This is a genomic window from Paenibacillus sp. P32E, from assembly GCF_001909085.1.
GTDB classification, from domain to species: domain Bacteria; phylum Bacillota; class Bacilli; order Paenibacillales; family Paenibacillaceae; genus Paenibacillus_AQ; species Paenibacillus_AQ helianthi.
The window spans coordinates 24,740-47,513 of sequence record NZ_LVYY01000006.1 but is presented as its reverse complement, the minus strand read 5'-3'; the positions used below and the strand labels follow the sequence as shown (position 1 = coordinate 47,513).

Below are 22,774 nucleotides of genomic sequence, written 5' to 3'. Positions count from 1 at the left end.
GTTTGTTTATGGAAGGTTTTCCGGTATTTACTGGGGAATATCTATTTGACTCCTGTTCATCGGTACAAATGCTCCTCACTCAGGAAACGGTCACTTCCGTATGTCATCAGCACGATTTTTTGGAGCTCGCTTATGTGGTTCAAGGGAAAGGAATCCATCTGGCGGGTGAGGATAAAATGCAGGTTATGCAGGGGGATTTGTTAGTTATACCTCCCGGGGTTTCCCATGTCTTTCACCCTCAGGATCTGACCGGTGCAGAGCCGCTCCTCATCTTCAATTGTATGCTCAGGCCTGAGCTTAACAGGATTCTCAGAGAGCTGCCGGGACCCTTCTCCGAAGTGGATATGTTACCACTGCTGAGGCTTCTGGAGGTGAAGCAATGGTTCTGGTATAGAGGGAAAAGCGTAGAGCTGACCTTATTGCTCCGCCGTATGCAGGGGATGCAAAACTATGGCTCACTTAGGGGTCAACAGCAGCTATACCCGTTGCTGTTCGAAGTGGCGAACCTCATTATGCCTGCAGCTGCCGTCCCTTTCACTCAGCAGCCCGGGAAGGACTATGATCCGCTGCATGACGTCATCCTGTATATGATTAGTAATTTCAGGAAAAAAATCACGCTGAAGGAGATGAGCCGGCAGATTTCGGTGAGCTCCCGCCAATTTCAGAGATTATTCAAAATTAAAACCGGCAGGTCCTACATCCAGATGCTGCAGGAAATCCGCATGAAATACAGCTGCATCCTGCTGATGTTCACGAAGCTCGGGATACAGTCCGTTGCACTGGAGGTCGGAATTTACGATATGAAATATTTCTACCGGCTATTCCGTGAATATAGCGGGATGACCCCTGCCTCTTACCGAAACCGGTTGCAGAGTCATTTTTTGTCGGCGAAGGAGATGATGAGCAGTGCTGAACATTGCTCCCATTAAGAGTACCCCCTACCCTACCCTGCGCAGTTGTATTGATGACTGCATCCAGTCTGTTGCGAAGTGGCAGGGAACGGACAGCAAGTGCATGTACGGCAATGCCTGGCAGATGTCTTTTGAAGAACAGCAGTCCCCGGATCAGCCGTTGATTGAGCGGTTAATGCTGCCACGGATCAGTACAGAATCCCTGTCTGCGTACCATGGCCTTAGGTTCAGTTATATCGAACGGAAGGGGCCGGCTATGGATAAGAACTTTATGCTGGACATCCTGGAGAGCCGGCTGTCCTCAGGAATGCCGGTCCTGGTCGGATTCGATTCTTATGACTGCCCCTGGTGTGTGGCCTTCCGCAGGCTGCATACCAGCCATGCCTGTCTCGCCGTTGGACTGGACCGTTCGAGCAACATCATTTATCTGACGGATGCCTACTATGGCAAAGAGCTTGAAGCAGTGGATTTTGATCTCCTGGAGCAAGCCTGCCATTTCTATGCCTTATTTGATCTTTGTGATACTTCGCGTTCATACACAGATTGGCAGACTACGCTTCAAGGAATGCTGACCCATCCAACCCACCAGATTCAGCCGGGCCAGGTTGCCGCGCAGCTATCCGCCTATGCGGACGCCTATCTGGAGGAGGGAGTTACCGGCGACGGGACTGCCGAAGCCAGTTCTAACTTCAAGATCTACGCCAACGCCCTGCCGATCAGCAGAATTCGGTTCAGCCTGTTCCTGCAGCTGCTTGACGATGGTGCCCATGTGCCCGCACTCTCCCGGGCCGCCGAGGGCTACCGGCATGCAGGAGAGCAGTGGGATCTGATTAATCAATTTATAATCAAGGTGATGTGTTCCGGCAATAAGCCGGCTGCGCGGGTGAAGATTCATAAGAAGATGGGTGAGATCATCAGCTTGGAAGAGCAGCTTCTGGATGAATTGGTAGAGTTAACAATGATCATCAACAACCATTATTAAATCCCCATTATTCTGCACAAGCACAAAAAAAGAAGACGCACAGGAATTAGGAGTTTCCTGCGTCTTCTTTTCATTGGTGATGCCACAGGGTGGAATCACGTAATCTAATTCTCTCTCCGAAGGCCATCTACAATATTTACTTTATTTAACCTATACATCGGCCAAATCGCGGCGGCGAGCGACGTAATCATCGCACCCGCGAAGGCAATGCCGATACTGGCCCACGGGAATACCCAGGCTGTATCCAAAATGCCTGCGAAGAGAACATGTAGTCCATAATTCAGAGCCGTCCCTAGCAGAATACCGATCAAGGAGGCCAATAAACCATAGAATATCCCTTCTAAAATAATCATTTTCCTCACTTCATTCTGCGTCATGCCGATGGCCTTCAGCACTGCAAACTCTTTCGTACGAAGGATCAGATTCGTACCTACGGTATTCATAATGTTCAAGAAACCAATGAGCACAATGACACCGATGAAGCCATACAGCAAGATACTGAACGTCATGGCGTCATTTTTGGCCTGAGCGATTTCCGTCACCCGATCCGTATAATTAAATCCGGCATCCTTTTCATTTAATGATTTGAGATAGTCTGTTATAGGCAGGCTCGATAGCTCCGGATTAGCCAGGATGAAGATTCTGGAATAAGTATCGGTTCCCATGATCCTGGAATAGACTTCCGGGGACGTAAAGAATGAAAGAACTTGACTGCTATTATATTCGTTCGACAGCAAATCCTGATCGACAATCCCCGCTACTGTCACAGTTAGATATCCTTTATGCTTCCCGTCCATGGCTCGAATGGTGATGTGGTCTCCAAGGCCCGAAATAAAAAAGATTCGGGCAGTGAGGTGATGCTCTTTATTTTATTTGAACAACGGCATTGAGCGGAGATCAGATAGATCAAAACCATTTGTCATCTGTACCCCTCAAAAAAAAGCTGCTCTGCCAATACGCCAATAGTTGCAGATCCGGCTGCCGCCGCAAGCCTTCTCGGCATTTTCCCCTGAAACAGCATGACAAAAGAAAGAAGAGTTAATAATATCTCGAAAGTCGAAAGTTGTCATGATTCCTCCCTTATATAAGCTGTTCGTGGTCTTGTACATAAGGACTAGCTCCAATCGAATACTCTTTTTCATTTCAATAAATGCCTCAGCTTATCTGGGTTCCTAATAAAGTACAGGTTGCAAATCGCATTTCTCTCAACGTGTATCAGCACAACAACTTCGATGCCCTCGCCTGAACGGACAACAAGCCCTGTTTGACCATTTATATCCGTCATCTCTACATGCACGCCTCCTTCGTAATGAGGAGCCTTACGAATTAGACCGAGAAGGAACCGGGCGACGGGATCGCGCGATTCAATAGGACGGACGGCGGCGAACGCTTTGCCCCCTCCATCAGAGACCAACACGACATCTTCGGCGAGTATGGATACAACCGTGTCCACGTTTCCCAGTTCGAGAGCCTTCAGGAATCGACGGACCCACTCTTCGCTCGCCGCTTCTGAGTGGACCTGCTCATCACGGGTAATCCCCATCTTCCCTCTCGCACGGCTGAACAGTTTGCGGCAATTTGCTTCACTTTTGTCAACAAGTTCAGCAATATCTGAATATTCAAAGCCGAGCGCTTCACGAAGCACGAACACCGCCCGTTCCGTATGGGATAGCCTTTCAAGCAACACGAGCATAGCGTAAGACAACAGCTCATCACGAACAACCGCTTCAAACGATTCATCATTGGGCGTAAAAATGGGCTCGGGAAGCCATTGTCCGAAATACAGTTCCCGCCGTTTACGCGCCGATTTGAATAAATCCCGACAGCGATTAGTCACCATTTTGCACAGATATGCTCTGGGTTTAACCAAACGCGCCAGATCTACGTCATTGATCTTCAGGAATACGTCCTGCACAACATCCTCCGCATCGGAAGCCGACCCGGTCAGTTGGTAGGCAAGCGTAAACAGCAGCGCTTTATACTGCTCATATAACTCTTGCATCTTCCCACTTCCAATCTTAGCCTCAAATCCTCTACTTAGTTACATTATTTTAACAGACTTGGTGCATCCCATGTAAATTTCCTCAGTCGCCAACCCAGCTTTCCCGTAAAAACAATATCTACCCCCAATATACGTGTCCATGCCATTCCATGCCCCGGACCTAAGCCAAAGCAGAAAAAGTCTATAAACCCCTTATGCGAAGGTGCAGGGCGCCCTTCAAGATCCGCCGACAAAATCTTCCCAAGCCTTGCCGCTTGAGCGGTCGCTTCCTTACACGTCTTCCCGTCCGCACGTCCGCTAGCAGGGTCTACGATTCGGGCGCAGTCGCCAATGCTGTATACACCCTGAGTACCCTGAACCCGGTAACTTGCATCTACGATCACGTATCCTTCCGGAGTGACCGGTAACCCGATGTTTCGCAGCGTTGGATTGGGTAGAAGCCCCAGCGTCCAAACACATAGACCGACAGACATCGTTTCTCCGCTAGATAAGGTAAGCGTTCCCTCTTTCTCCTGTAAAACTCTGCTCCCTTGTAAGACGGTTACTCCGCAAGCTTCAAGTGAACGTTCCAGTTTAAGCCCTACCTTGGCCGGGCCATCCGGGAATAGCCTCTTGTTCGTGTTAAATAGTTTTATCCTCACAGCGCCCGGATCAAGTCCCCATTGCTGCGCATCTTCTCGAACGAAATGAGCCAGTTCGGCAGATGTCTCGATGCCGCTTATACCTGCTCCCGCAACGGCAATGGTCATTAATCTCTGACGCTCTTTCGCGTTTGTTTCCTTAACGGCTTTTTGCATATTCGTGCGCCACGCTTCTCTGATCTTCCACGCGGCATCCAAGCTCGCCAATGCCATCCCCCCCTGATCAAGGTCGGGTTGCCGTACGATGCTGCCTACCGTCAAAACGAGAATGTCATATTCCATCGAATTCTCAATTCCTTCGGCATCCTGATAAAGCAGCCTTCTCTTCTCTGATTCGATTTTGGTTACTGTAGCCTGAACGAATTCGACCCCCACGGGAAACAACCTTGTCAGTGGGACAATTATATCTTCGTTTCCTGCCGCAGGCTTAAAAAGCAAAACTTTACGAAGGTGATAGGGATTCTTATCGATTAGAATGAGTCGAAGCGGACGCTGGCTTGACTCACCCTTTAACGTTTTTCGAATCGCATTAACCGCATTGATGCCCGCATATCCTCCGCCAACGATGATGCATATCAATTCTTTCATTGCAACCACTCCTTATTTTGTTTTGCTTATAAAACGAGATAAGGGGTCGTGTTGTGACAACAGCGATATGTTGACGACTGCCGATTATTCGTACTCACGGATATTAAACGGTGTAAAACATGCCTTACCTTTGTCGGTAATTATTTTCGATTGAGAATTGAATCTTTATCATATTTTCCCCTTTGTTTGTTGGATTTACAGGCGTAAAGACTTGAAGCATCTCAAAATGATTAGGTTTCAATCCAAAATCTTTTTACGATATTGCCATCTTCTTCTGTAAAGCTTGTGTCCGGTATTCCGCCGTTGTTTAGTATCGTTTTCTCGGAAGCTATATTGTCTTCATCACATACAACAAGAACTTTTCTGATACCGAGTTCTTTTGTTTTTCCCAATGCCATAGCAAGTAATTTTGTAGCATAACCTTTTTGTCTCTCGGTAGGACGAATTCCGTATCCAATATGACCGCCACAATTTAATAACTTTTCAGTTAAGTCATGTCTGATATTTACTGCCCCTATGACCCTCTTGTCATTGGATACTAACCAGTATGTAGAACTTGGAACCCAATTTTCAGGGATATGCTCTCGATTTTCATTTTCAAGCAGAAATTGAATCATACCCTCAAAGTCAGACGGGTCTCTGCTTACAACCCACGGTACAATAGATTCTCCACTAGACCTCCATTCCTCGTAGAAAGCTATGTATTCGTCTTGATATTCAATACTCGGCTTTGCTAAAAATACGGTTTTCAAGAACAATCCCCCCTATCAACTATTTGCCAGTAGTCAAAATCAAATATAATCAACCATTACATTTTTCCCAAAAAATAGATGTGATATTGTGATTTTATACAATGATAACGAGGAGAGATCTGCGATTGAATAAAAATTTGAGTATAGCAAAGGAAGCGTTAAGTAACTACTCCATAACATGTAAATCGATTGATTTCATTGCACAAAGCGGAAATACGATCTACAAAATCACTGACCTGGATAACAACAGCTATAGCCTCCGATTGCATATATCCAAGGGTGACGCTCTTGAGAGTTTTTGGAGTAAGCCGGAAGTGATCCATTCCGAAATGATCTGGCTTCACGCCTTAGCATTAGATACAGATTTAACCCTGCCTTCACCTTACAAGAATACCTGCGGAGAATTCATTACGAACGTAAACAATACAAGCTGCACTTTGCTACAATGGGTGGAAGGTGAGCAGAAGCCTTTTATCCTTACAATAGATGACGCTAAATATATAGGTGAAATGACCGGTAAATTACATAGGCAAGCCTCTAACTGGCAAATCCCAAGTTTATTTGAACGTCCTGTCTTTGATAGTTCCCGTATATTACAATCACTGGGCAAGCTTAGGGAGCGGGCTAATGCAGGTTTGCTTCATACAAGTGATACTGAACTTCTTCAGATTGCAGGTGAGCAGGTAATTACAATGATGAACTCTATGGAGAGAACGTCCGGTAATTGGGGAATGATTCATGCCGATTTGATTCCAAGTAATATTGTGTTTCATGAAAACGAGGCGCGGCCCATCGATTTTGGCGCTTGCGGGTTTGGTTACTATTTGGTTGATCTGGGCTGGACGTTCTCCTATATACACCCTTCATTCAGAGAACAGTTACTGAAATCATATTCTAAGTATCATTCATTACCGGATAACTATATTGAGCTATTGGAAGGTTTTTTCGTTGCAGCACAGCTTGAAACCATGAATTTCTGGCTGGGTCTGCCCGATTCGCAGGATTGGTTGCCAAACCATATCAGTAAATTAGCCAGTAGAGAAATTAATGCCTATGTAAACAATGAATCGTTTCTCTTCACAGGTGTTCCGTATTGGGAATAACAATTCCTATACTCTTGAACGCTCGCAATCTAAGTTTAAAAATACACAAAAGAGCCATGTAGACCTCTCTACATGGCTCTTACTCCAGAAGAGATCCGGAATCTTATATAGATTCCTGGCCGCTTCTGTTTATTTTTTACTCCCTCACTAGCAAAGCTACCGACTCCACATGCACCGTATGCGGGAACATATCCACCGGAGTCACCTCCACTGTCTTGTACCCGCCATCCTCCAGCACCCGCAAATCCCTCGCCAGTGTCGATGGATTACACGACACATACACCACCCGCTCCGGCTTCATTGCAAGGATTGTCTCTAATAACCTAGGATCGCAGCCCTTACGCGGCGGATCAACAACGATCACGTCCGGTGTGACGCCCTGCTCTTTCCAGTTCGGAATCACGTCTTCGGACGCGCCTACCTCGAACACTACGTTCTTCATCCCATTCAACTTAGCGTTAGAACGCGCGTCTTCAATCGCTTCAGGCACAATCTCAACACCGTACACCTTAGCCGCGTGCTGTGCCAGGAACAGCGAGATCGTTCCGATGCCGCAGTAGGCATCAATAACCGTTTCATTACCTGTCAATCCGGCGTATTCTACGGTTTTACCGTACAGCACCTCAGTCTGTGCCGGATTGACCTGATAGAAGGAACGGGCAGAAATGGCGAACTGTACATCTCCGATGTAGTCGTAGATGACGTCTCTGCCCCACAGGACACGGGTTTCGCTGCCAAAAATCACATTCGTCCGCTGGGTGTTCACGTTCTGGCAGATGCTCTCCACTTGCGGCAGTGCCTCACGGATGCTGCCGATCCAGGCGTCCAGATGCGGGATATCGCGGCCGTTGGTTACGAGGACGAGCATCATTTCGCCGGTGCGGAAGGCCTTCTTCACTACGACGTGACGCAGTAGCCCGCGTCCGGTTTCCTCATCGTAGGCAGAGATGCCAAGCTCTCTGCCGATTCGCTTCACTGCAGCTACGACATCGTCGTTATGTTCATGCTGGATCAGACAGGTCTCCATGTCGACAATCCGGTGGCTGCCGCGGGCGTAGAATCCGCCCACAAGTCCTCCGTCGGTAACGCCGATAGGCACCTGGGCTTTGTTGCGGTATCGCCAAGGCTCGTCCATACCGAGGGTGGGCCGGACGATGATGCCGTCAGCCTGTGCCCCCGCAGCACTTGCGCTTACATCCGCCACGTTATCCCCATCAGACGCCCCAATTTCCGCCCCGGCAGTGAGATTCGCCGCGGCTCCTTCTGCACCCCCGCTTCCAGCTATAGCACCTCTCCCCGGTGCCCCCATAATCTGCAGCTTCCCTATCCGCTGCAGGTTGTCCACCACCAGCTGGCGTTTCCACGCCAGCTGGGCCGTGTAGTCCATATGCTGCAGCTGGCAGCCGCCGCATTGGTCGTAGATCGGGCAAGGCGGCTGGATCCGGTCGCCGCTGGCCTGCACAAGCTCAAGCAGTTTGGCATAGCCATACTGCTTCTTGGTCTTAAGCACCTTGGCCCGGACCTTCTCACCAGGTAGCGCGCCCTGCACAAAAAGGGTAAAGCCCTCTACCCGGCCTACCCCCTCGCCTTCATGGGTCATGCCGATAATATCGAGCATCACCTCGTCATTCTTATTCACTGGCAGTCCGGCGGCAGGTGCCGAGCCGTCACGGCGGCTTGCGCTGCGTCCACTGCGTTGTTTACTCATCTATGGGTTCACTTCTTTCATTATCTTCACTATTAAGCTTCTTAACTATGGTCCTCGGAAGCACCTATATCATACATTTAGTTGGAATTCCTCCAGCTAATTATATCTCATTGTCATTATAGAAGCACTTAAATGGAAAAACTCCAGCTAATTCGCCGGCTCGACATTCAAAGAGGAGCTTGTTACACGAATTAAATGGAGCAATTCCAACTATTTCAGCGCACAGAGACTTTCCAGCCCATTTAGTTGGAGTATTTCCCGTTATTGAAGGATTCCCGCTCAATTATTCTGTGCAAAAATCCGCAGATGCTGCGGCAGTATACTGAAATTGCCCGGCAGTGTGCCGCCAAGCTCGCCGTCCAGATTTAGCTGAACATAGCCTGGGGAGGTAACCTCCATGGCATCGGTGCGGAAATAGACAACCTTCTTATCCTGCAAGTGCTCACCGCGGATCGTCAGGCTGACCAGGCGGATAAATTCGGCCAGGTTACATTTCTTGACCGCGATTACGTCGAATAGTCCATCGTCAATCCGGGCATCCGGAGCAAGCTTCTCAAAGCCGCCTACGGAATTAGTATTGGCGATCAGGAAGAGCATGAACTCGTCATGGATCAGTTCTTGGCCGTTCGCGCGGATGTACAGCTCCTGCGGAGAGAGACTGGCCATTTTTTCAATCCCCTTCAGGTAGTACGCAAGCTGGCCCATCATAGTCTTCAGTCGGCTGGGAACCTCGTATGTCAGCTCAGTCAGTTGTCCGCCGCCGGCTATATTAATGAAATAACGGTCATTGGCTTTGCCAAGATCAATTAGGCGCGACTCCTGACGCAGAATCAGATCACATGAATCCTCCCAGTTCTTAGGGATACCCATCGCCCGGGCAAAATCATTGGTAGTCCCCACCGGAAATACACCGAGAGGAGGAAGATTCGGCTTCTCGGCCATACCATTGATAACCTCATTCAGCGTACCGTCGCCACCCGCCGCTATGATCAGATCATAACACCCGCGTTCGACGGCTTCCGCTGCGGCTGCTGTAGCATCGCCCTCTCCGGTTGTTGCATGGCACGAGGCTTCAATGCCGCCAATATCCAGCCGGTCCAAAATATCGGCAAGCCGCTTCTTCATTTCTTCCCGACCAGAGGTGGGATTATAGATCAATCTCGCAGTTTTCATTACCGGACGCCACCTGTTTATATAATTGATAACTTTACTGATTATACCCAATTCGGGACCACACAAGCAATGACGGCAAGCAGAATGCATAGATCAATGTATGCAGCAGGAGATGAAATCAATACCGGAAACACTATTTTTTGCTGCAAAATATTCTTAACAGCCTTCCCGAATCCGTTCCAGCATAACCTTCACCTGCTGCTCAATCCAGTGCGGCAATAAGGGATGCGGCAGCAGCGTCTGTCCTGAATAGGCATACTTCAGGCCGCTGAGCCGCCCGGGAATAACATGCTTGGTGAAATAGCCTTGACTTAAAAAAAGCGGAGCCACCAGTACATCATGGCCCTGCTCCTGCCAATACTCCACCTTGCTCCGCACACTGTCCGGGTTCAGCAGACCGTAGTCCGCCGCTGCTGCACCGCTAATCCGGCGCACACGTTCAGCCAGCGTGGATATCCCCTGCTGCCAGCGCTGCCGGAACCCGTCATGTACGCTACCATGGCCCACCAGCAGAATCGTCTCCCGCTCCGGATGCTTGGACAGCCCTCGCAGCTTGTCCCAGATCATAACAGCTATATCCGGATCGTCGTCGACCGGGTAGCCGTAATGCACCCTGGCCTTGACGGCAAAAGGTTCAAGGTCGGTCTCCTTCTCCGGCGCAGGCTTGGCGCCCAGCGCATACTCTATCTCATCGATATGTGTACTGCCGGAAGAAACAAACAAGGGGATCACAATAATATCTGTGACCCCTGCATGTTCCAAACTATCTATACCATCCTGAATCAAACGGCCTTCTACCAGCTCCAGAAAAGAAACCGCAACGGGCATCTCTTCCTCCAGCGCCACATGGCTTACAGCTTCCTCGACAATTGAAACCCAGGCCTGATCGCGGGAGCCGTGACTGATAATCAGTACGCCCGTCTTCATCAATTATCGTCCCAAACGTTCCAGCGTTAACTTGTATCCGTCATTCCCGTAGTTCAGGCAGCGCTTCACACGCGAAATCGTCGCAGTGCTGGCTCCGGTCTCCGCTTCAATCTGATTGTATGTAGACCCTTTGCCCAGCATACGCGCCACTTCCAGACGCTGCGAGAGGGATTGAATCTCATTCACCGTGCACAGGTCATCAAAAAACACATAGCATTCTTCCATATCTTTTAAAGTCAAAATGGCTTCGAATAATTGGTCTATACTTTTATCGTTTAGCTTCTTAAGCTGCATCGATTATCATCCCCTAAAAGTTTGGTCAGTGCTGACATCACTGATAAGATATCCTTCAAAAAAAAGAGTTCAAAAGCCTAAATGTAGTGACTATCTTGCCTCTACTATATTGTACTGGAGCACATTTTTCAAGCATTAACGGTTTCACGCTGTAAAGAACGAAATCGACGGACAAACGTCCACCCCACGCGCACAAAATTAATCCTGCATTCAGACTCCTACTCTGAATCCGCAAGATTTACCGCCTTAACTATAGTACTACATAAGCGCCGAAAATCAAGCATGGTCACGGTTTCTTCACTTCCGGCACGGGCGGGTGGGCATCCGCCCTTTTCCGCTGCTATCCCGGTAAACCGGGCGTTCGTCTATACCTTATGTTCGCCTATGACATACAGTATATCAAACCACTAACGAAGGAATGTGATGTTATGCCTGATCATTACTATAATCACTCCCGCCGGGGCGGGCGTTCGCTGGCCGAGCCGTATCCTTCATCGCCGTATCCCGGGATCAGTTCATATGCCCAGCCCCCCTTCTATGGGGAATCTGGAATGCTTCCTGCCCTAGGCACAGAAGCAGCCGCAGAGACGGCTCTGGCCGTCCCCGTTGCCGAAGCCGCTGCCGCCAAACCCGGCGGACTGCTCGGAGGACTTGGCAATCTTGGAAATCTTGGAAATCTCGCAAACATGGAGCAGATCAAGGGCATCGTTGACCGGCTGGGCGGCGTCGACGGCATTGTCAATTCCATGGGCAAGGTGCAGAAGGTCATGCAGGGATTTCAGCAGATGGCCCCGATGGTGAAGCTGGTCATGGGCAGCTTTGGCAAGAAGAAGGGCTCGGGAGCAGGCGAGCTGGCAGCTGAAGAAGACGCAGCACTCTACGGCCCCAAACGGCGCAAGAAGAGACGCTCAGGGTCACAGCCACGCAAAAAAACGGCTCCGAAGAGCCGGCGCAAATCCTCCCCCGCCTCCGTTAAACGCCGCCGCAAGTAGGCGGCGTTTAACGCTTTTGGCGAATAGCCGTTAACGGTTCTGCCGTACATCGATTCGCGGCATAGCTGCAAGCTCCAGCCTAAAAAGCGTACCTCTCAAGGTACGCTTCAGTCAAACCTGGCGCTCGATTAATGCTAATGTCCCCTTTACTTAAACCAGCCGCTGCGCCGGAACCAGCGGAACATGCCCACGCCGAGCACCAGCATCAGCAGCAGCACTCCAAAGTAACCGTATTTCCAGTCCAGCTCCGGCATTACCCGAAAATTCATGCCGTATATTCCGGCAATCAGGGTCAGCGGCATGAAGACGGTTGTGATAACCGTCAGGGTCTTCATGATCGAGTTCATCCGGTTGGAGTTGAGCGAGATGTAGCTGTCGCGCAGATCGGCTGTCATTTCCCGGTCCACTTCGATCATATCGGTCAGCTTCAGCAGATGATCATAAATATCGCCAAAGTAGATCCGCTCCTCGCCGTTGCTCTGCACATGCTGCGAATTGACGATCCGGTACATCAGGTCACGCATCGGCACGATCGTCCGGCGCAGCTTAAGCAGACGGCCGCGCACATTGAATACCTGGCTCATGAGCTCTTCCACAGACTCGTTGCCGCCCTGGCTCTCCAGATCGGCAAGCTCATCCTCCAAACCGTACAAGCTTGGAAAATACCGGTCCACCAGCTTATCCATCACGGTATACGCAGCAGCCATCGGACCGCCTGACCAGCCTTTGCGGCTATGAATTTCCGCCTTTACCATCTGCCAGGCTTCATCCATCTCCGGTTTCTCCTGATGATGATAGGATACGAGGAAGCCTTTGCTGAGGAACAGGTCGATCTCTTCTGCTTCCAGCGTCCGCTCATTAAGCGCATGCAGCACAAAAAACTGCACATTCTCATAATAATCCAGCTTCGGGCGCTGCAGGATATGCATGCAGTCTTCAATCGCCAAGGGATGAAAATGAAAATAAGTATCCAGCAGCAGGGTCTCCTCCGCTGTAGGGGTGGAAAAATCGGCCCAAATCCAGGCATAGTCTGCCAGGGTAATGTCCTGAAGCGGCAGATCCGTCAACACCTCACCCTTATGTGTAACTGCAAGCGTTCGTATCATATAAGTCCCCCGTCTATTGCATCTTCCACTGCTCAATCTTGCACCTAACCATTGTACAGCAAGAAGCGCCTTCCCCCCAAATGGTATACAGCTGTTCCCAGCCAACAAAAAAAGATGTCCGCAGCCATTCTTGGCTTCCGTGACATCTTGATATGCAGCCATGCTGCTGCTTAGAATATGATCTTAAAAATAATCCCTGCCAATACCGCGCTGATCGGAATGGTAATAAACCAGGTGATCACAATGCGTCCGGCGATTCCCCATTTTACAGCAGAGAAGCGTTTGGCTGAACCTACACCGAGAATAGATGATGTGATGGCATGTGTTGTACTTACCGGCAGATGCAGCAGTGTAGCCGAGAAAATAACGGAAGCGGCGGAAATATCGGCAGCGAAGCCGTTAATAGGCTCAATTTTGAAAATCTTCGTTCCCATGGTCTTGATAATCTTCCAGCCGCCAATGGACGTCCCTAGTGCCATGGATGTTGCCGCAGCGATTTTAACCCATAAAGGAACTTCCATGGTGTCCAGACGGCCTGAGGTCACGAGTGCAAAGGTGATAATTCCCATCGCCTTCTGGGCGTCATTGGTACCATGCGTGAAGGATTGAAGCGCCGCAGTAATGACCTGCATGGAGCGGAAGCCCTTGTTCACGGTATGCGGACTGCGTTTGGCGAAGATCCATTTCAGGATCGTCATGACAATATAACCAATGACAAAAGCAATCAGCGGGGAGAATACGAGCCCCTCGACGATTTCGATAAAGCCATGCCACTTGATATGCTCTGTACCGGCACCTACGTAGACTGCTCCAGCCAACGCACCGATAAGCGCATGAGAAGAGGAGGAAGGAATCCCCAGCCACCAGGTCACCAGATTCCAGATAATCGCGGCGATCAGTGTAGCTATGACAATATCTACCCCGTTGTCCAGCAGGGCCGGATCGGTGATGCTACCCCCGATTTTTTTGGCTACCCCCGTAAACATCAGCGCCCCGATAAAGTTCATGGAAGCCGCCATAAGAATAGCCGTCCGTGGACGAAGCGCCCGGGTGGAGACCGAGGTGGCAATCGCATTAGCCGTATCGTGGAACCCGTTGATGAAGTCGAATGCAAGCGCTAGAACAATCACAAAACCTAGTACAAATATTGATGTTTCCATATTCCAGGCCCCTTATGAGTTGCGCATGATGATCGATTCCAGCATGTTCGCTACATCTTCGCATTTGTCGGTTGTAGTTTCAAGCCGCTCGTACAGCTCTTTGCGCTTAATCAGCTCAATCGGGTCTTTTACCGTTTCGAACAGGGCTTTGGTGCAGATGCGGAGTACTTCGTCGCCCTGGTTCTCCAGATCATTCAGACGGATAGTGTACTCGCGGATGGCCAGCAGCTTCTTCTGGGAGAGCAAGTGAACCGCTTTTTGAATTTCATAGGCGGACTGGCGGAGAATCTCTGCGAACTGCACGATATATTCGTCCGGGTCCAACAGGTTGTACATATAGAAACGTGAGGCTGAAGCTTCCAGACCATCAATAACATCATCCATACTTGTGATGAGGTCCATAATATCGTCGCGTTCCAGCGGTGTGATAAACGTCTTGTTCAATTCCTTGATGACGGTGTGCGTGTACGTGTCGCATTGGGATTCATATTTCTTCATCACCGCTGCGAAATTCTCGACATTATCCCGCAGAGTCGTAATATTCTGAGCGAAATAATCTGCCGCCTGGACAATGGTATCGGCCATATTTTCCAGTGTCTCAAAGAATATGTCCTTTTTTCTCAACTTCATTAGTTTAAACCCCTTTACATAAAATGCAGCCATTCATATGTAAACAGCATGAAAATGAATGACAACCCTTGTTATCTTATCATATCAATTGAAGGTATAGAAGTAAAAGAAACGAACTTTTTTACACTATAATAACAATTCCCTGTAATCGTGAAAATAATCATCCTAACGGCTTCTTTTGGCGTCCGTATCAGGTAGAACCTGGGATCGGTGCATATTCGATATGACTGCTGAAGGAAGGGCTGTTCGGCACAATCAGAATATGGGTAATTCCGGGATACATCAGCGCCTCTGTGCCGTCCTTCTTCACGAAGCGGATTACATCTCCAGGCTTGCGGGACCATCTTCCCTTCTGCGCTTGTCCACGTTGAAACAGCACGGCCTCCCCTCCCAGCTCGATGTCGATCTGCAGTCTACCCACATCGTCGAGCACTTTATGGTCAGCCCCCATCACCATTACATTGGCCGCCTCGACCGGATTTCCGTCATTCAGATCCAGATGCGGCTTGCCGTTCACCCAGCGCAGATAGGTCCTCCGCTCCGTGCTATATTTATACCCCACGGTATAGCTTTTCAGCAGAAAATTGACATTGAACTCTGCCGCTGCATCTCCCCCGGCCGGTAAATCATCGGGATCTGTGAAAAGATACCCGGGAACCTCTATAGTTCCGGCGTATCCCAGCTTGTCCGCACCCTCACGCAGCTTGGCGGCATTGCTGTACAGATTATGCGGGGCTTTGCGCTCCTTGTCGCGCCAGAAATAGGCTCCGGCTCTGCCGATCTCGTCCATGTCGTCCTTTTTACCCTTCTGGAGAATGGCATACGCCGCCTGACTCCCTCCCGCATGTACCGTCACGCCGCCATAGCTTTCACCGATGTCGATAAGATACGGGCGGATGCTGCGGATCGGCCCGATCTTGACCACGCCGGTATGGCTCTGAAAAATCCCGATCAGCCGCGTAATTCCGCCTTCAGCCAGCACCTCATACAGAATATCCGCCTCGCTGATTCCTGACTGCGGCCGTGCAGCCGGCGCATTGTTGATCATCACTGCCAAAGGACGGGGCAAAATGCTCTCTTCCAGCGGAAGCCCGGTCAGCCCGGAGGTGATCCCCCCGATCACAGGCTTGGCTTCTGGTGACGGCTCAGCAGATACGGCAGGGGATGGCGCAAGGGTAGGCACTGCTGCAGGTGAAGGCGCAGGAACATTCTCCGCATCCTGATTTCCACAGGCAGAGAGCAGCAGGGCCGCAAGGAGACAGCCGGAGATTAGACGGGATGAATAACGGCTTAGGGTCATATGTATTTTTTCCTCCTAAAAGTTTTATGGAGCCTTGCTTCCTGATCTTTCTACGCAATAAAACTGGCTTCGTAAGCATGCGCTTAGTTTTATGGAGCCTTTCATCCTGATCCTTCTACGTAATAAAACTGGCTTCGTTCTTCCATTTAATCATAGCGGAGTCCATTTGTCTTGATTCCCGCATCAAGTGGAAACGGCTTCGCCGTCCTTTTATGAAGGTATCCGTTTCAGGACATATACATTCATAAATTTTAAAAAGGACACAGCCCCTCTTCAGGCTGCATCCCTCATGTATCGTATGTGTGATTTAGTCAATCATCCAGCAGTTTAGGCTAAGCGTCCCGTATTGGTAGGCTTGAATCATGAGCTGTGCGCGCCTGCCTTCATCGGCTGTTCCCATTACATAGAAGATCGGCACAAAATGCTCCCGTCCATAGCTGGGAACCGCATCGCGTACATGCGGCGCTTTTTTCTCATAAGCGAACAGTGCAGGCAGGTTCCATGCTTCAAGGCCGGCGGCTATCCAGGCATCGAAGTCAAGCGCCCATTGCTCAGGCTGGTCGTCCTGCTTCAGCAGCCGCAGATTATGAACCAGCCCCCCGCTTCCAATCAGCAGAACACCCTCATCACGCAGTGGGGCCAGCATCCTGCCGATATTATACTGCTCCTCCGGGGAACGCAAGGAATCGACAGATAAGGCCACTACAGGGATATCGGCAGCCGGGAACATTTTTTTCAGAATGACCCAGATTCCATGATCAAGCCCCCGTCCCAGCACCGGCTGGTGAGGAAGATTGTTCGCGGTAAAGAGTTCGGAGATTCGGCGGCTGAGTGCGGAATCCCCAGGTGCAGGATAGGTCAGCGAATACATCTCGTCCGGGAATCCATAGAAATCATGCAAGGTTTCGTGCTGTCCATCTACTGTAATCAACTGCTCAGGGCTGTCCCAATGCGCAGAAAAGACTACAATGCCGCGCGGTGTCCCCAGATCAGCCCCCAGCCGTTCCAGGAAACGGGTATATTCGTTATTCTCAAGGGCAAGCAGCGGAGAGCCATGTGCAATAAAAAATGCCGGTAATTTCATAGGGTGCCCACCTCCATAACCCAGTATATGGTCTGCACTTTTATTTTACCGCTTATTCTGAGTTAATGCGAGCGGAGGACAAACCCTAAATCATCCAGTTCTGCCATTCTTCCTGCACATGCTCCTGTTGATTCATCCAATCCTTGGTCCGTTTCAGCAACTGGGCCTGCGCCGGACCTGATGAGAAGGTATGATCCCCCTGAAAAATCACTTCTTTGTCGCAGCGGCCCTCCGGGCGTGTCCAGAACAGTTTCTGATAGAGAAAAGCGTAGTCCACAGGGATTACATCATCAGAAGTTCCGTGAATCACCAGCACATCGCCGCTGAATTTGCCGGCTTCCTGAAATGGCTGAAAAGCGGCAAGTGAGTTGAAATAGACCGGTGTAAACGAATAGCCGGAAAAATCTGATGAACCGCTCTTCACCGAACGGTCATAAGCTTCCCTGCCCACGATCTTTACGATATCATTGAACGGGTAGCCTACCGCCGCCCACAGGACCAGATTCTTGACCCGGCGGTCCCGCACTCCGGTGAGCAGGGCTACCGCACCGCCAAGACTGTGCCCGATCAGCGTCACACGCTGAGGATCTACATCGGCGGAACTGATGCCATAGTCGAGAACGGCCCGGGTCTGGGCAATCATCGATTCCATGTCTTCACTGCCATAGTTCCCGCTGCTCTCCCCGCAGCCCACATAATCAAAACGGATTACCATATATCCGTCAGAAGCCAGCTCGCGGGCAGCCTTGACAAAAATCCGGTCGACTCCGATCCGGTTGCCGACGAATCCATGGCAGATCACCGCAAGCGGCACCCTTTCCTTGCAGCGTCCGGAGCTTCCCTTTTCCCTCGATGGATAATGGATGCTGGCTGTTAATTCTTCCCCGTGATGACGAATGATAATATTCCGTTCCATTGCTGAAGCCCTCCTCTAAAAAGGCACATTATTTTAAATTATAATTATCCCGATTAAATTAGTCAGATTAATATCTTCATTATACGTTTTGCTTTCCTATTGTCAACAAGCAGCAGGAATAAACTGCCGTGCAGGCTTAGCAAAAAGCCCCTTCTGCTCGGCATGGAGCAAAAGAGGCCCAGCACTGGAGGAACTGCACTTCATTTACTATTTATTCATAGCTTTCGTGAAACATATCATGCGTTTTCCGTCTGCCCTGCCAGCCTTCCAGGCCATTCTCAGGCGTATCCAGCTCAGAATCCCATAAGCTGAATCCGTCGGAATTGCCCCAATCCCCCACTTCACCTGCAAGCGGAGGCGCGAAGCCGTCACCCACGAATTTGCCTGTCTCTTCTCTGTTATCAGTATCCATAACGCTCCCTACCTTCCTTGAAGCCATAGTGGTGAAGCCGAACCATTAACAGTGTTCACTCTTCCAAACGGATTATTCATCCCGGGCAGAGAAATGCTTGTCCTTGCACACAACCGCCACCCAAACGTATACTCTAGGTTAAAGACCTATTTAGGCCCACCACTGGAGGTTTATATTTTTACTATGAAACTCAAAGCAATGATTAAGCAAAATAATGTACTGCGTGAGCAGATGACACCCTTCAACCGCTCTTATTATGAAGATATGCTGCTGGCGCTCCGTGCCAGCAAAGTAGACCCGGTCCGAACCGAGCAGCTGCTGCTGGAGGCGGCAGCGCTTCTGCTGGAGGGGCAGGGTAAAGGTAAAAATGCCAAACAGATTTTTGGCGAGCATCCTGAGGACTATTTCAAAGAGATTACCGGCAGCGCCTCTATCCCCAAGGTGCGCAGCAAGCTGAACCACTACCTGATGATTTCCTGTGCCGCACTGACAGGGCTGTTCAGTGTGTATGCCATCGCTGGCCTGCTCCTGTTATGGAGTACAGGGGAAGCGGGCCTGTTCGGCCGGATCAGTATATTTACAATTCTTGTCGTAGGTGCGGGGGCTATTGTCCTTATGGAGATGATCATGAGATGGATGTCCTCCTTATCCGAGGATGATGCGCCAAAGCCCAAGGCATTCGATATCAAGGCACTCGGAATTTATGTAGGCATTGCTATTCTCGTAGTATTCCTCGGTGTGTTTCTTGACAACCTGTTTCCGGTCATTTCTATCTCCCCTTGGGTAAGTCTGGTTCTCGCTGTGGCCGGGGGGCTTGGGTTAAAGGTAGTATTTTTCAGATCATAGATGTCAGGGTTCCAAGTTCAACTCAAACAGGGGGAAACGTCCATGAAAATGAAAACAATTCTTCTATCCGCCGCTATAACTGCTGTTCTGGGACTGCCTGCAGGGATTAACGGACATGTTCTGGCAGAGGGTGCAGCTACCGGAACCGCCGGAGCTTCCGCCCCTGCCCCTGGAAGCAAGGTGACCGCTGAAGCGGGCAGCAGTCATGCTGAAGCGGTATACAAGGCGGCTCTCCCGATGCTGGCCTCTTCCGCCAGACTTCCGGAGGCAGTCCGGTTCCTGAACAGCAATATCTATGCGGTCAGCCCTTATCAGGCAACCGTATTGACCCTGAAGCTGGAGAATCTTCATAAGGCTGCCATGAATACTTGGGAGAGCAAATTCAGCAGCAGCAGTGTTCAGCGGAAGCTGACCTCAGTCTACAAAGCAGGCATCAGCATGACCAAGCTGGCCGAGACCACCCAGGATGCTTCGTTGCGGGACCTGCTGAAAAGTGCAGGGGAAAGCGGCTATAAGCTGGAGACGGCTGAAGGTTCCTTTTTTCCGGTGATTGATTATGCGGCTTACCGCAAATATAAAGTTTACGTTACGAATGACATCCGTGATTATATTTCCATTATGGCTACGGAAGCAGACCTGCCCTCCTCCAAAGATAACGGACTGGTTATTTCCTGGGGGGATGTTGCCGCCCGGGCGCTGGCTCAGGAGGAGTTCATCCAGAGCCACCCCAAATCGAACCGTATTTCGGCGGTGAAGGCCTTATATTCCCAATATGTAATCAATACCTTTTATGGACAAAACAATACCCCTCTTTTCCATTATGACAATCTGGAGATGGACCTGGAGGCACAGAAGGCATACAGCAGCATTCTCTCCAAGAGCAATGGCAGCAGCCCTTTTCTCCTGAAACTGGAGGGCTTCATGAAGCTGCTGAAGGAGAATGGCTATAAGCTGGATGATGGTGTTACTGATTATCTGAAGACTGAGGTACCTCAGTCTTAAATCCCCATAATATAGAAGGCCCGCCCCATAACTTCCTGGGACGGGCCTTTTTCGTCTGTATGCAATGGATAGAGGATTAGATCAGCATATTAAATAAGTTGGGATCCTTATTGATTTCCAGATAATCCACACCTTTTTGCTTCATCCGTTCAATGAGCGGGGTGTAATCCTCTTTATGCTGAAGCTCAATTCCGACCAGCGCCGGACCGTTCTCCTTTTCATTCTTCTTCGTATATTCGAAACGTGTGATATCATCTCCGGGTCCAAGCACCTCAGCGAGGAACTCGCGCAGGGCACCGGCGCGCTGCGGAAAGTTAACCATGAAATAATGCTTAAGACCTTCATAGATCAGCGACCGTTCCTTGATCTCCTGCATCCGGTCAATATCATTGTTCCCGCCGCTGATGATACAGACCACCGTCTTGCCGCGGATTTGGTCGCGGTACAGATCAAGCGCCGCGATGGGCAGCGAGCCTGCAGGCTCCACAACAATCGCATTCTCGTTGTACAGCTCCAGAATGGTCGTACAAGCCTTGCCCTCCGGCACCTTAACCACATCGTCAAGGCGGCGGGAGCAGATATCATAAGTCAATCCGCCCACCCGTTTCACGGCAGCTCCATCGACAAATTTATTAATCTCTTCCAGGGTGATCACTTCTCCGCGCTTCAGCGCTTCGCTCATCGAGGCCGCGCCGGAAGGCTCAACGCCAATAACCTTTGTAGAAGGGCTCACCGTCTTCACATAGGTGGCAACACCCGCTGCCAGGCCGCCTCCGCCAATGGTAACGAACACAAAGTCAGCGGGCTTGTCTAGGCTCTCCATAACCTCCATCGCAATCGTACCGTTTCCGGCGATAATCCGCGGTTCATCGAACGGATGAATCAGTGTCATACTATGATCAATGCATGCCTGCAGCGCCTCATCATAAGCATCATCGAAGGTGTCGCCCTTTAGAATGACCTCAACATACTCGCCGCCGAACTTCCGGACCTGCTTAATCTTTTGATTAGGAGTGGTGGTTGGCATATATATCTTCCCTTTAATGCCCAGAGCCTTGCAGGAGTAGGCTACACCCTGCGCATGGTTCCCCGCGCTTGCACAGACAATGCCCTTGGCTCTATCCTCTGCAGACAAGCTGCGGATCATATTATAGGCACCCCGGATCTTGAAGGAGCGGACAATCTGCAGATCCTCACGTTTCAAATACACATTACAGCCGTATCTGGCCGACAGCACCGTATCCAACTGCAAAGGGGTGCGGACGATAACCTCCCGCAGCACATGATGCGCACGCACAATATCTTCCATTCCTACGATCCGGTCTTCGCCTTCTCTCATTTTCCCTCGCCTCACTGTCTCTAACTTATCAATTTGCTTCTTGTAACATACTCTTCCGGGGACATTTTTTCAAGCATTGTCCTCTCCAGGTTAGTACACTTTGAATCTGGATACCGTGTGCAGCAGGTTCGCCGGGCTGTGCTTGATCTCTTCCATCTCGGCAACGCCTACGTAATCTGCTCTACACTCTCAGCGGGCTGAAGCCGTTCGCGGATCTTGACGCTGATTATCCCTTTACCGTTTCACTCCAAAAGAGCATAACTTAACAAGCGTTTACCTTTGTAAACGCCCAAATCGAAGCCGGTTTATTGGATTACACAAGAATATAAGCCCATTTATGTTAGGTTTTATATTAGGAAGGCTGACACAATTAATTAAGAGGGAGGTTGTGGAGAAAAAATTAAGGTGGGGTTATAACAGAGGCGTTGTACCACCGCAGGCATTGTATTGCTTTTTCTCCAAATAATAGCCTGCGGCGTAAACGACCTGCTGTTCCATTCGAGCATGTCCAAGTATGCTGGTGCATCTGATAGAGAGAATAACTGCGAAGGCGGTATAATGCGTAGAGTGCTTCCACGCTCCCTTTTAGGATGCGGAGTTTGCGGTCCGATACAGCTGTGCACGCGTTGGCCATAGCTCTTCGGCTGCCAGCCTGCTGCCGGCTGCACCTGATCTTTTTTTCACTTGGGCGACGTTGCTTCGGGTGTATTGATTAATCAGTTCGTCGAGTACCATCGATTGATGAAGCACAGCCGGATGATCCAGATCGTACTTGTATTGCAGATTGTTCAAATCTCGCCGGGCTTGTTCCAAAGTTTGTTTCAAACAGTCCTGTTCTCTCACTTCTATCCCTCCTCTTTTAGTATTTTAGAGGGCTATGTCTTTTTCGGGGTGAAAATTTTTTCA

At 49.9% G+C, this 22,774-nt stretch carries 23 protein-coding genes; 6 read left to right on the top strand and 17 right to left on the bottom strand.

From position 1 onward, the window contains the following. Positions 1-8: 8 nt before the first annotated feature. Together A3848_RS07180 and A3848_RS07175 are read left to right on the top strand one after the other, a co-directional pair. The gene (locus tag A3848_RS07180) at positions 9-929 is read left to right on the top strand and encodes an AraC family transcriptional regulator (protein WP_074084274.1); all 921 of its coding nucleotides are present in this window, start codon (positions 9-11) and stop codon (positions 927-929) included. After that, on the top strand, positions 907-1,893 hold the full coding sequence (locus tag A3848_RS07175) for a hypothetical protein (protein WP_074084273.1): 987 nt from the start codon (positions 907-909) through the stop codon (positions 1,891-1,893). Before A3848_RS07180 ends, A3848_RS07175 begins: the two co-directional genes overlap by 23 nt. Before the next feature lie 104 nt (positions 1,894-1,997). Here A3848_RS07175 and A3848_RS07170 read toward each other — a convergent pair whose 3' ends face one another. From A3848_RS07170 to A3848_RS07155, 4 genes are all read right to left on the bottom strand, one after another. Next, positions 1,998-2,660, bottom strand: a complete 663-nt coding sequence (locus tag A3848_RS07170; protein WP_178381926.1) for an ABC transporter permease — start codon at positions 2,658-2,660, stop codon at positions 1,998-2,000. 371 nt (positions 2,661-3,031) lie between these two features. Continuing rightward, positions 3,032-3,895, bottom strand: a complete 864-nt coding sequence (locus A3848_RS07165) for an RNA polymerase sigma-70 factor (protein WP_074084271.1) — start codon at positions 3,893-3,895, stop codon at positions 3,032-3,034. 44 nt (positions 3,896-3,939) lie between these two features. Continuing rightward, positions 3,940-5,124, bottom strand: a complete 1,185-nt coding sequence (locus tag A3848_RS07160) for an NAD(P)/FAD-dependent oxidoreductase (RefSeq protein WP_074084270.1) — start codon at positions 5,122-5,124, stop codon at positions 3,940-3,942. Between the two features lie 230 nt (positions 5,125-5,354). Beyond that, positions 5,355-5,876, bottom strand: coding sequence for a GNAT family N-acetyltransferase (locus tag A3848_RS07155; protein ID WP_074084269.1), 522 nt, complete (start codon positions 5,874-5,876; stop codon positions 5,355-5,357). A 125-nt stretch (positions 5,877-6,001) separates the two neighbouring features. On the opposite strand from A3848_RS07155, the gene A3848_RS07150 reads away from it, so the two are divergent. Then, positions 6,002-6,979 (top strand): phosphotransferase enzyme family protein, encoded by a 978-nt coding sequence (locus tag A3848_RS07150; RefSeq protein WP_074084268.1) that lies wholly within the window; start codon positions 6,002-6,004, stop codon positions 6,977-6,979. Between the two features lie 136 nt (positions 6,980-7,115). Here A3848_RS07150 and rlmD read toward each other — a convergent pair whose 3' ends face one another. From rlmD to A3848_RS07130, 4 genes are all read right to left on the bottom strand, one after another. After that, entirely contained in the window at positions 7,116-8,687 is a 1,572-nt protein-coding gene (gene rlmD / locus A3848_RS07145; RefSeq protein WP_074084267.1) for a 23S rRNA (uracil(1939)-C(5))-methyltransferase RlmD, read from the bottom strand. Between the two features lie 279 nt (positions 8,688-8,966). Next, the gene (locus A3848_RS07140) at positions 8,967-9,860 is read right to left on the bottom strand and encodes a diacylglycerol kinase (protein ID WP_074084266.1); all 894 of its coding nucleotides are present in this window, start codon (positions 9,858-9,860) and stop codon (positions 8,967-8,969) included. A gap of 156 nt (positions 9,861-10,016) precedes the next feature. Next, on the bottom strand, positions 10,017-10,790 hold the full coding sequence (locus tag A3848_RS07135; RefSeq protein WP_074084265.1) for a sirohydrochlorin chelatase: 774 nt from the start codon (positions 10,788-10,790) through the stop codon (positions 10,017-10,019). Continuing rightward, positions 10,791-11,081 carry a YerC/YecD family TrpR-related protein gene (locus A3848_RS07130; RefSeq protein ID WP_020428424.1) on the bottom strand — a complete coding sequence of 97 codons (291 nt, stop codon included), beginning with the start codon at positions 11,079-11,081 and terminating at the stop codon, positions 10,791-10,793. It abuts the gene before it with no gap. A 428-nt stretch (positions 11,082-11,509) separates the two neighbouring features. On the opposite strand from A3848_RS07130, the gene A3848_RS07125 reads away from it, so the two are divergent. Beyond that, a complete protein-coding gene (locus tag A3848_RS07125) occupies positions 11,510-12,073 on the top strand; it encodes a hypothetical protein (RefSeq protein WP_074084264.1) in 564 nt (187 codons plus the stop codon). A 146-nt stretch (positions 12,074-12,219) separates the two neighbouring features. Here A3848_RS07125 and corA read toward each other — a convergent pair whose 3' ends face one another. From corA to A3848_RS07090, 7 genes are all read right to left on the bottom strand, one after another. Further along, positions 12,220-13,179 carry a magnesium/cobalt transporter CorA gene (corA, locus tag A3848_RS07120; protein WP_074084263.1) on the bottom strand — a complete coding sequence of 320 codons (960 nt, stop codon included), beginning with the start codon at positions 13,177-13,179 and terminating at the stop codon, positions 12,220-12,222. Between the two features lie 170 nt (positions 13,180-13,349). Next, a complete protein-coding gene (locus A3848_RS07115; RefSeq protein WP_074084262.1) occupies positions 13,350-14,339 on the bottom strand; it encodes an inorganic phosphate transporter in 990 nt (329 codons plus the stop codon). Between the two features lie 12 nt (positions 14,340-14,351). After that, positions 14,352-14,969 carry a DUF47 domain-containing protein gene (locus A3848_RS07110; protein ID WP_074084261.1) on the bottom strand — a complete coding sequence of 206 codons (618 nt, stop codon included), beginning with the start codon at positions 14,967-14,969 and terminating at the stop codon, positions 14,352-14,354. A gap of 190 nt (positions 14,970-15,159) precedes the next feature. Continuing rightward, entirely contained in the window at positions 15,160-16,269 is a 1,110-nt protein-coding gene (locus A3848_RS07105) for a DUF3048 domain-containing protein (protein ID WP_074084260.1), read from the bottom strand. A gap of 307 nt (positions 16,270-16,576) precedes the next feature. Continuing rightward, entirely contained in the window at positions 16,577-17,353 is a 777-nt protein-coding gene (locus A3848_RS07100) for a DODA-type extradiol aromatic ring-opening family dioxygenase (protein ID WP_074084259.1), read from the bottom strand. A gap of 85 nt (positions 17,354-17,438) precedes the next feature. Continuing rightward, entirely contained in the window at positions 17,439-18,269 is an 831-nt protein-coding gene (locus A3848_RS07095; RefSeq protein WP_074084258.1) for an alpha/beta hydrolase family protein, read from the bottom strand. Positions 18,270-18,480: 211 nt separating this feature from the next. Beyond that, on the bottom strand, positions 18,481-18,681 hold the full coding sequence (locus A3848_RS07090; RefSeq protein ID WP_074084257.1) for a hypothetical protein: 201 nt from the start codon (positions 18,679-18,681) through the stop codon (positions 18,481-18,483). A 183-nt stretch (positions 18,682-18,864) separates the two neighbouring features. Here A3848_RS07090 and A3848_RS07085 point away from each other — a divergent pair, with 183 nt between their 5' ends. Together A3848_RS07085 and A3848_RS31200 are read left to right on the top strand one after the other, a co-directional pair. Continuing rightward, positions 18,865-19,527 carry a DUF1129 family protein gene (locus A3848_RS07085; RefSeq protein WP_074084256.1) on the top strand — a complete coding sequence of 221 codons (663 nt, stop codon included), beginning with the start codon at positions 18,865-18,867 and terminating at the stop codon, positions 19,525-19,527. Between the two features lie 42 nt (positions 19,528-19,569). Continuing rightward, complete coding sequence (locus A3848_RS31200) at positions 19,570-20,529, top strand: hypothetical protein (protein WP_083611979.1); 960 nt, start codon at positions 19,570-19,572, stop codon at positions 20,527-20,529. Between the two features lie 76 nt (positions 20,530-20,605). On the opposite strand, the gene ilvA is transcribed toward A3848_RS31200, so the two are convergent. Next, positions 20,606-21,868: a threonine ammonia-lyase IlvA gene (ilvA, locus tag A3848_RS07075; protein ID WP_074084255.1), complete on the bottom strand. Its 1,263-nt coding sequence runs from the start codon at positions 21,866-21,868 to the stop codon at positions 20,606-20,608. Positions 21,869-22,453: 585 nt separating this feature from the next. After that, positions 22,454-22,711: an aspartyl-phosphate phosphatase Spo0E family protein gene (locus tag A3848_RS07070; protein WP_074084254.1), complete on the bottom strand. Its 258-nt coding sequence runs from the start codon at positions 22,709-22,711 to the stop codon at positions 22,454-22,456. Between the last annotated feature and the right edge of the window lie 63 nt (positions 22,712-22,774).

Bases quoted from the DNA above. Each gene is read 5' to 3' on its own strand.
- A3848_RS07110 (WP_074084261.1), bottom strand. From the start codon at position 14,969: ATGAAGTTGAGAAAAAAGGACATATTCTTTGAGACACTGGAAAATATG.
- A3848_RS07180 (WP_074084274.1), top strand. From the start codon at position 9: ATGGAAGGTTTTCCGGTATTTACTGGGGAATATCTATTTGACTCCTGT.
- A3848_RS07100 (WP_074084259.1), bottom strand. From the start codon at position 17,353: ATGAAATTACCGGCATTTTTTATTGCACATGGCTCTCCGCTGCTTGCC.
- corA (WP_074084263.1), bottom strand. From the start codon at position 13,179: ATGATACGAACGCTTGCAGTTACACATAAGGGTGAGGTGTTGACGGAT.
- rlmD (WP_074084267.1), bottom strand. From the start codon at position 8,687: ATGAGTAAACAACGCAGTGGACGCAGCGCAAGCCGCCGTGACGGCTCG.
- A3848_RS07130 (WP_020428424.1), bottom strand. From the start codon at position 11,081: ATGCAGCTTAAGAAGCTAAACGATAAAAGTATAGACCAATTATTCGAA.
- A3848_RS07095 (WP_074084258.1), bottom strand. From the start codon at position 18,269: ATGGAACGGAATATTATCATTCGTCATCACGGGGAAGAATTAACAGCC.
- A3848_RS07085 (WP_074084256.1), top strand. From the start codon at position 18,865: ATGAAACTCAAAGCAATGATTAAGCAAAATAATGTACTGCGTGAGCAG.
- A3848_RS07115 (WP_074084262.1), bottom strand. From the start codon at position 14,339: ATGGAAACATCAATATTTGTACTAGGTTTTGTGATTGTTCTAGCGCTT.
- A3848_RS07090 (WP_074084257.1), bottom strand. From the start codon at position 18,681: ATGGATACTGATAACAGAGAAGAGACAGGCAAATTCGTGGGTGACGGC.
- A3848_RS07105 (WP_074084260.1), bottom strand. From the start codon at position 16,269: ATGACCCTAAGCCGTTATTCATCCCGTCTAATCTCCGGCTGTCTCCTT.
- A3848_RS07140 (WP_074084266.1), bottom strand. From the start codon at position 9,860: ATGAAAACTGCGAGATTGATCTATAATCCCACCTCTGGTCGGGAAGAA.
- A3848_RS07165 (WP_074084271.1), bottom strand. From the start codon at position 3,895: ATGCAAGAGTTATATGAGCAGTATAAAGCGCTGCTGTTTACGCTTGCC.
- ilvA (WP_074084255.1), bottom strand. From the start codon at position 21,868: ATGAGAGAAGGCGAAGACCGGATCGTAGGAATGGAAGATATTGTGCGT.
- A3848_RS07160 (WP_074084270.1), bottom strand. From the start codon at position 5,124: ATGAAAGAATTGATATGCATCATCGTTGGCGGAGGATATGCGGGCATC.
- A3848_RS31200 (WP_083611979.1), top strand. From the start codon at position 19,570: ATGAAAATGAAAACAATTCTTCTATCCGCCGCTATAACTGCTGTTCTG.
- A3848_RS07125 (WP_074084264.1), top strand. From the start codon at position 11,510: ATGCCTGATCATTACTATAATCACTCCCGCCGGGGCGGGCGTTCGCTG.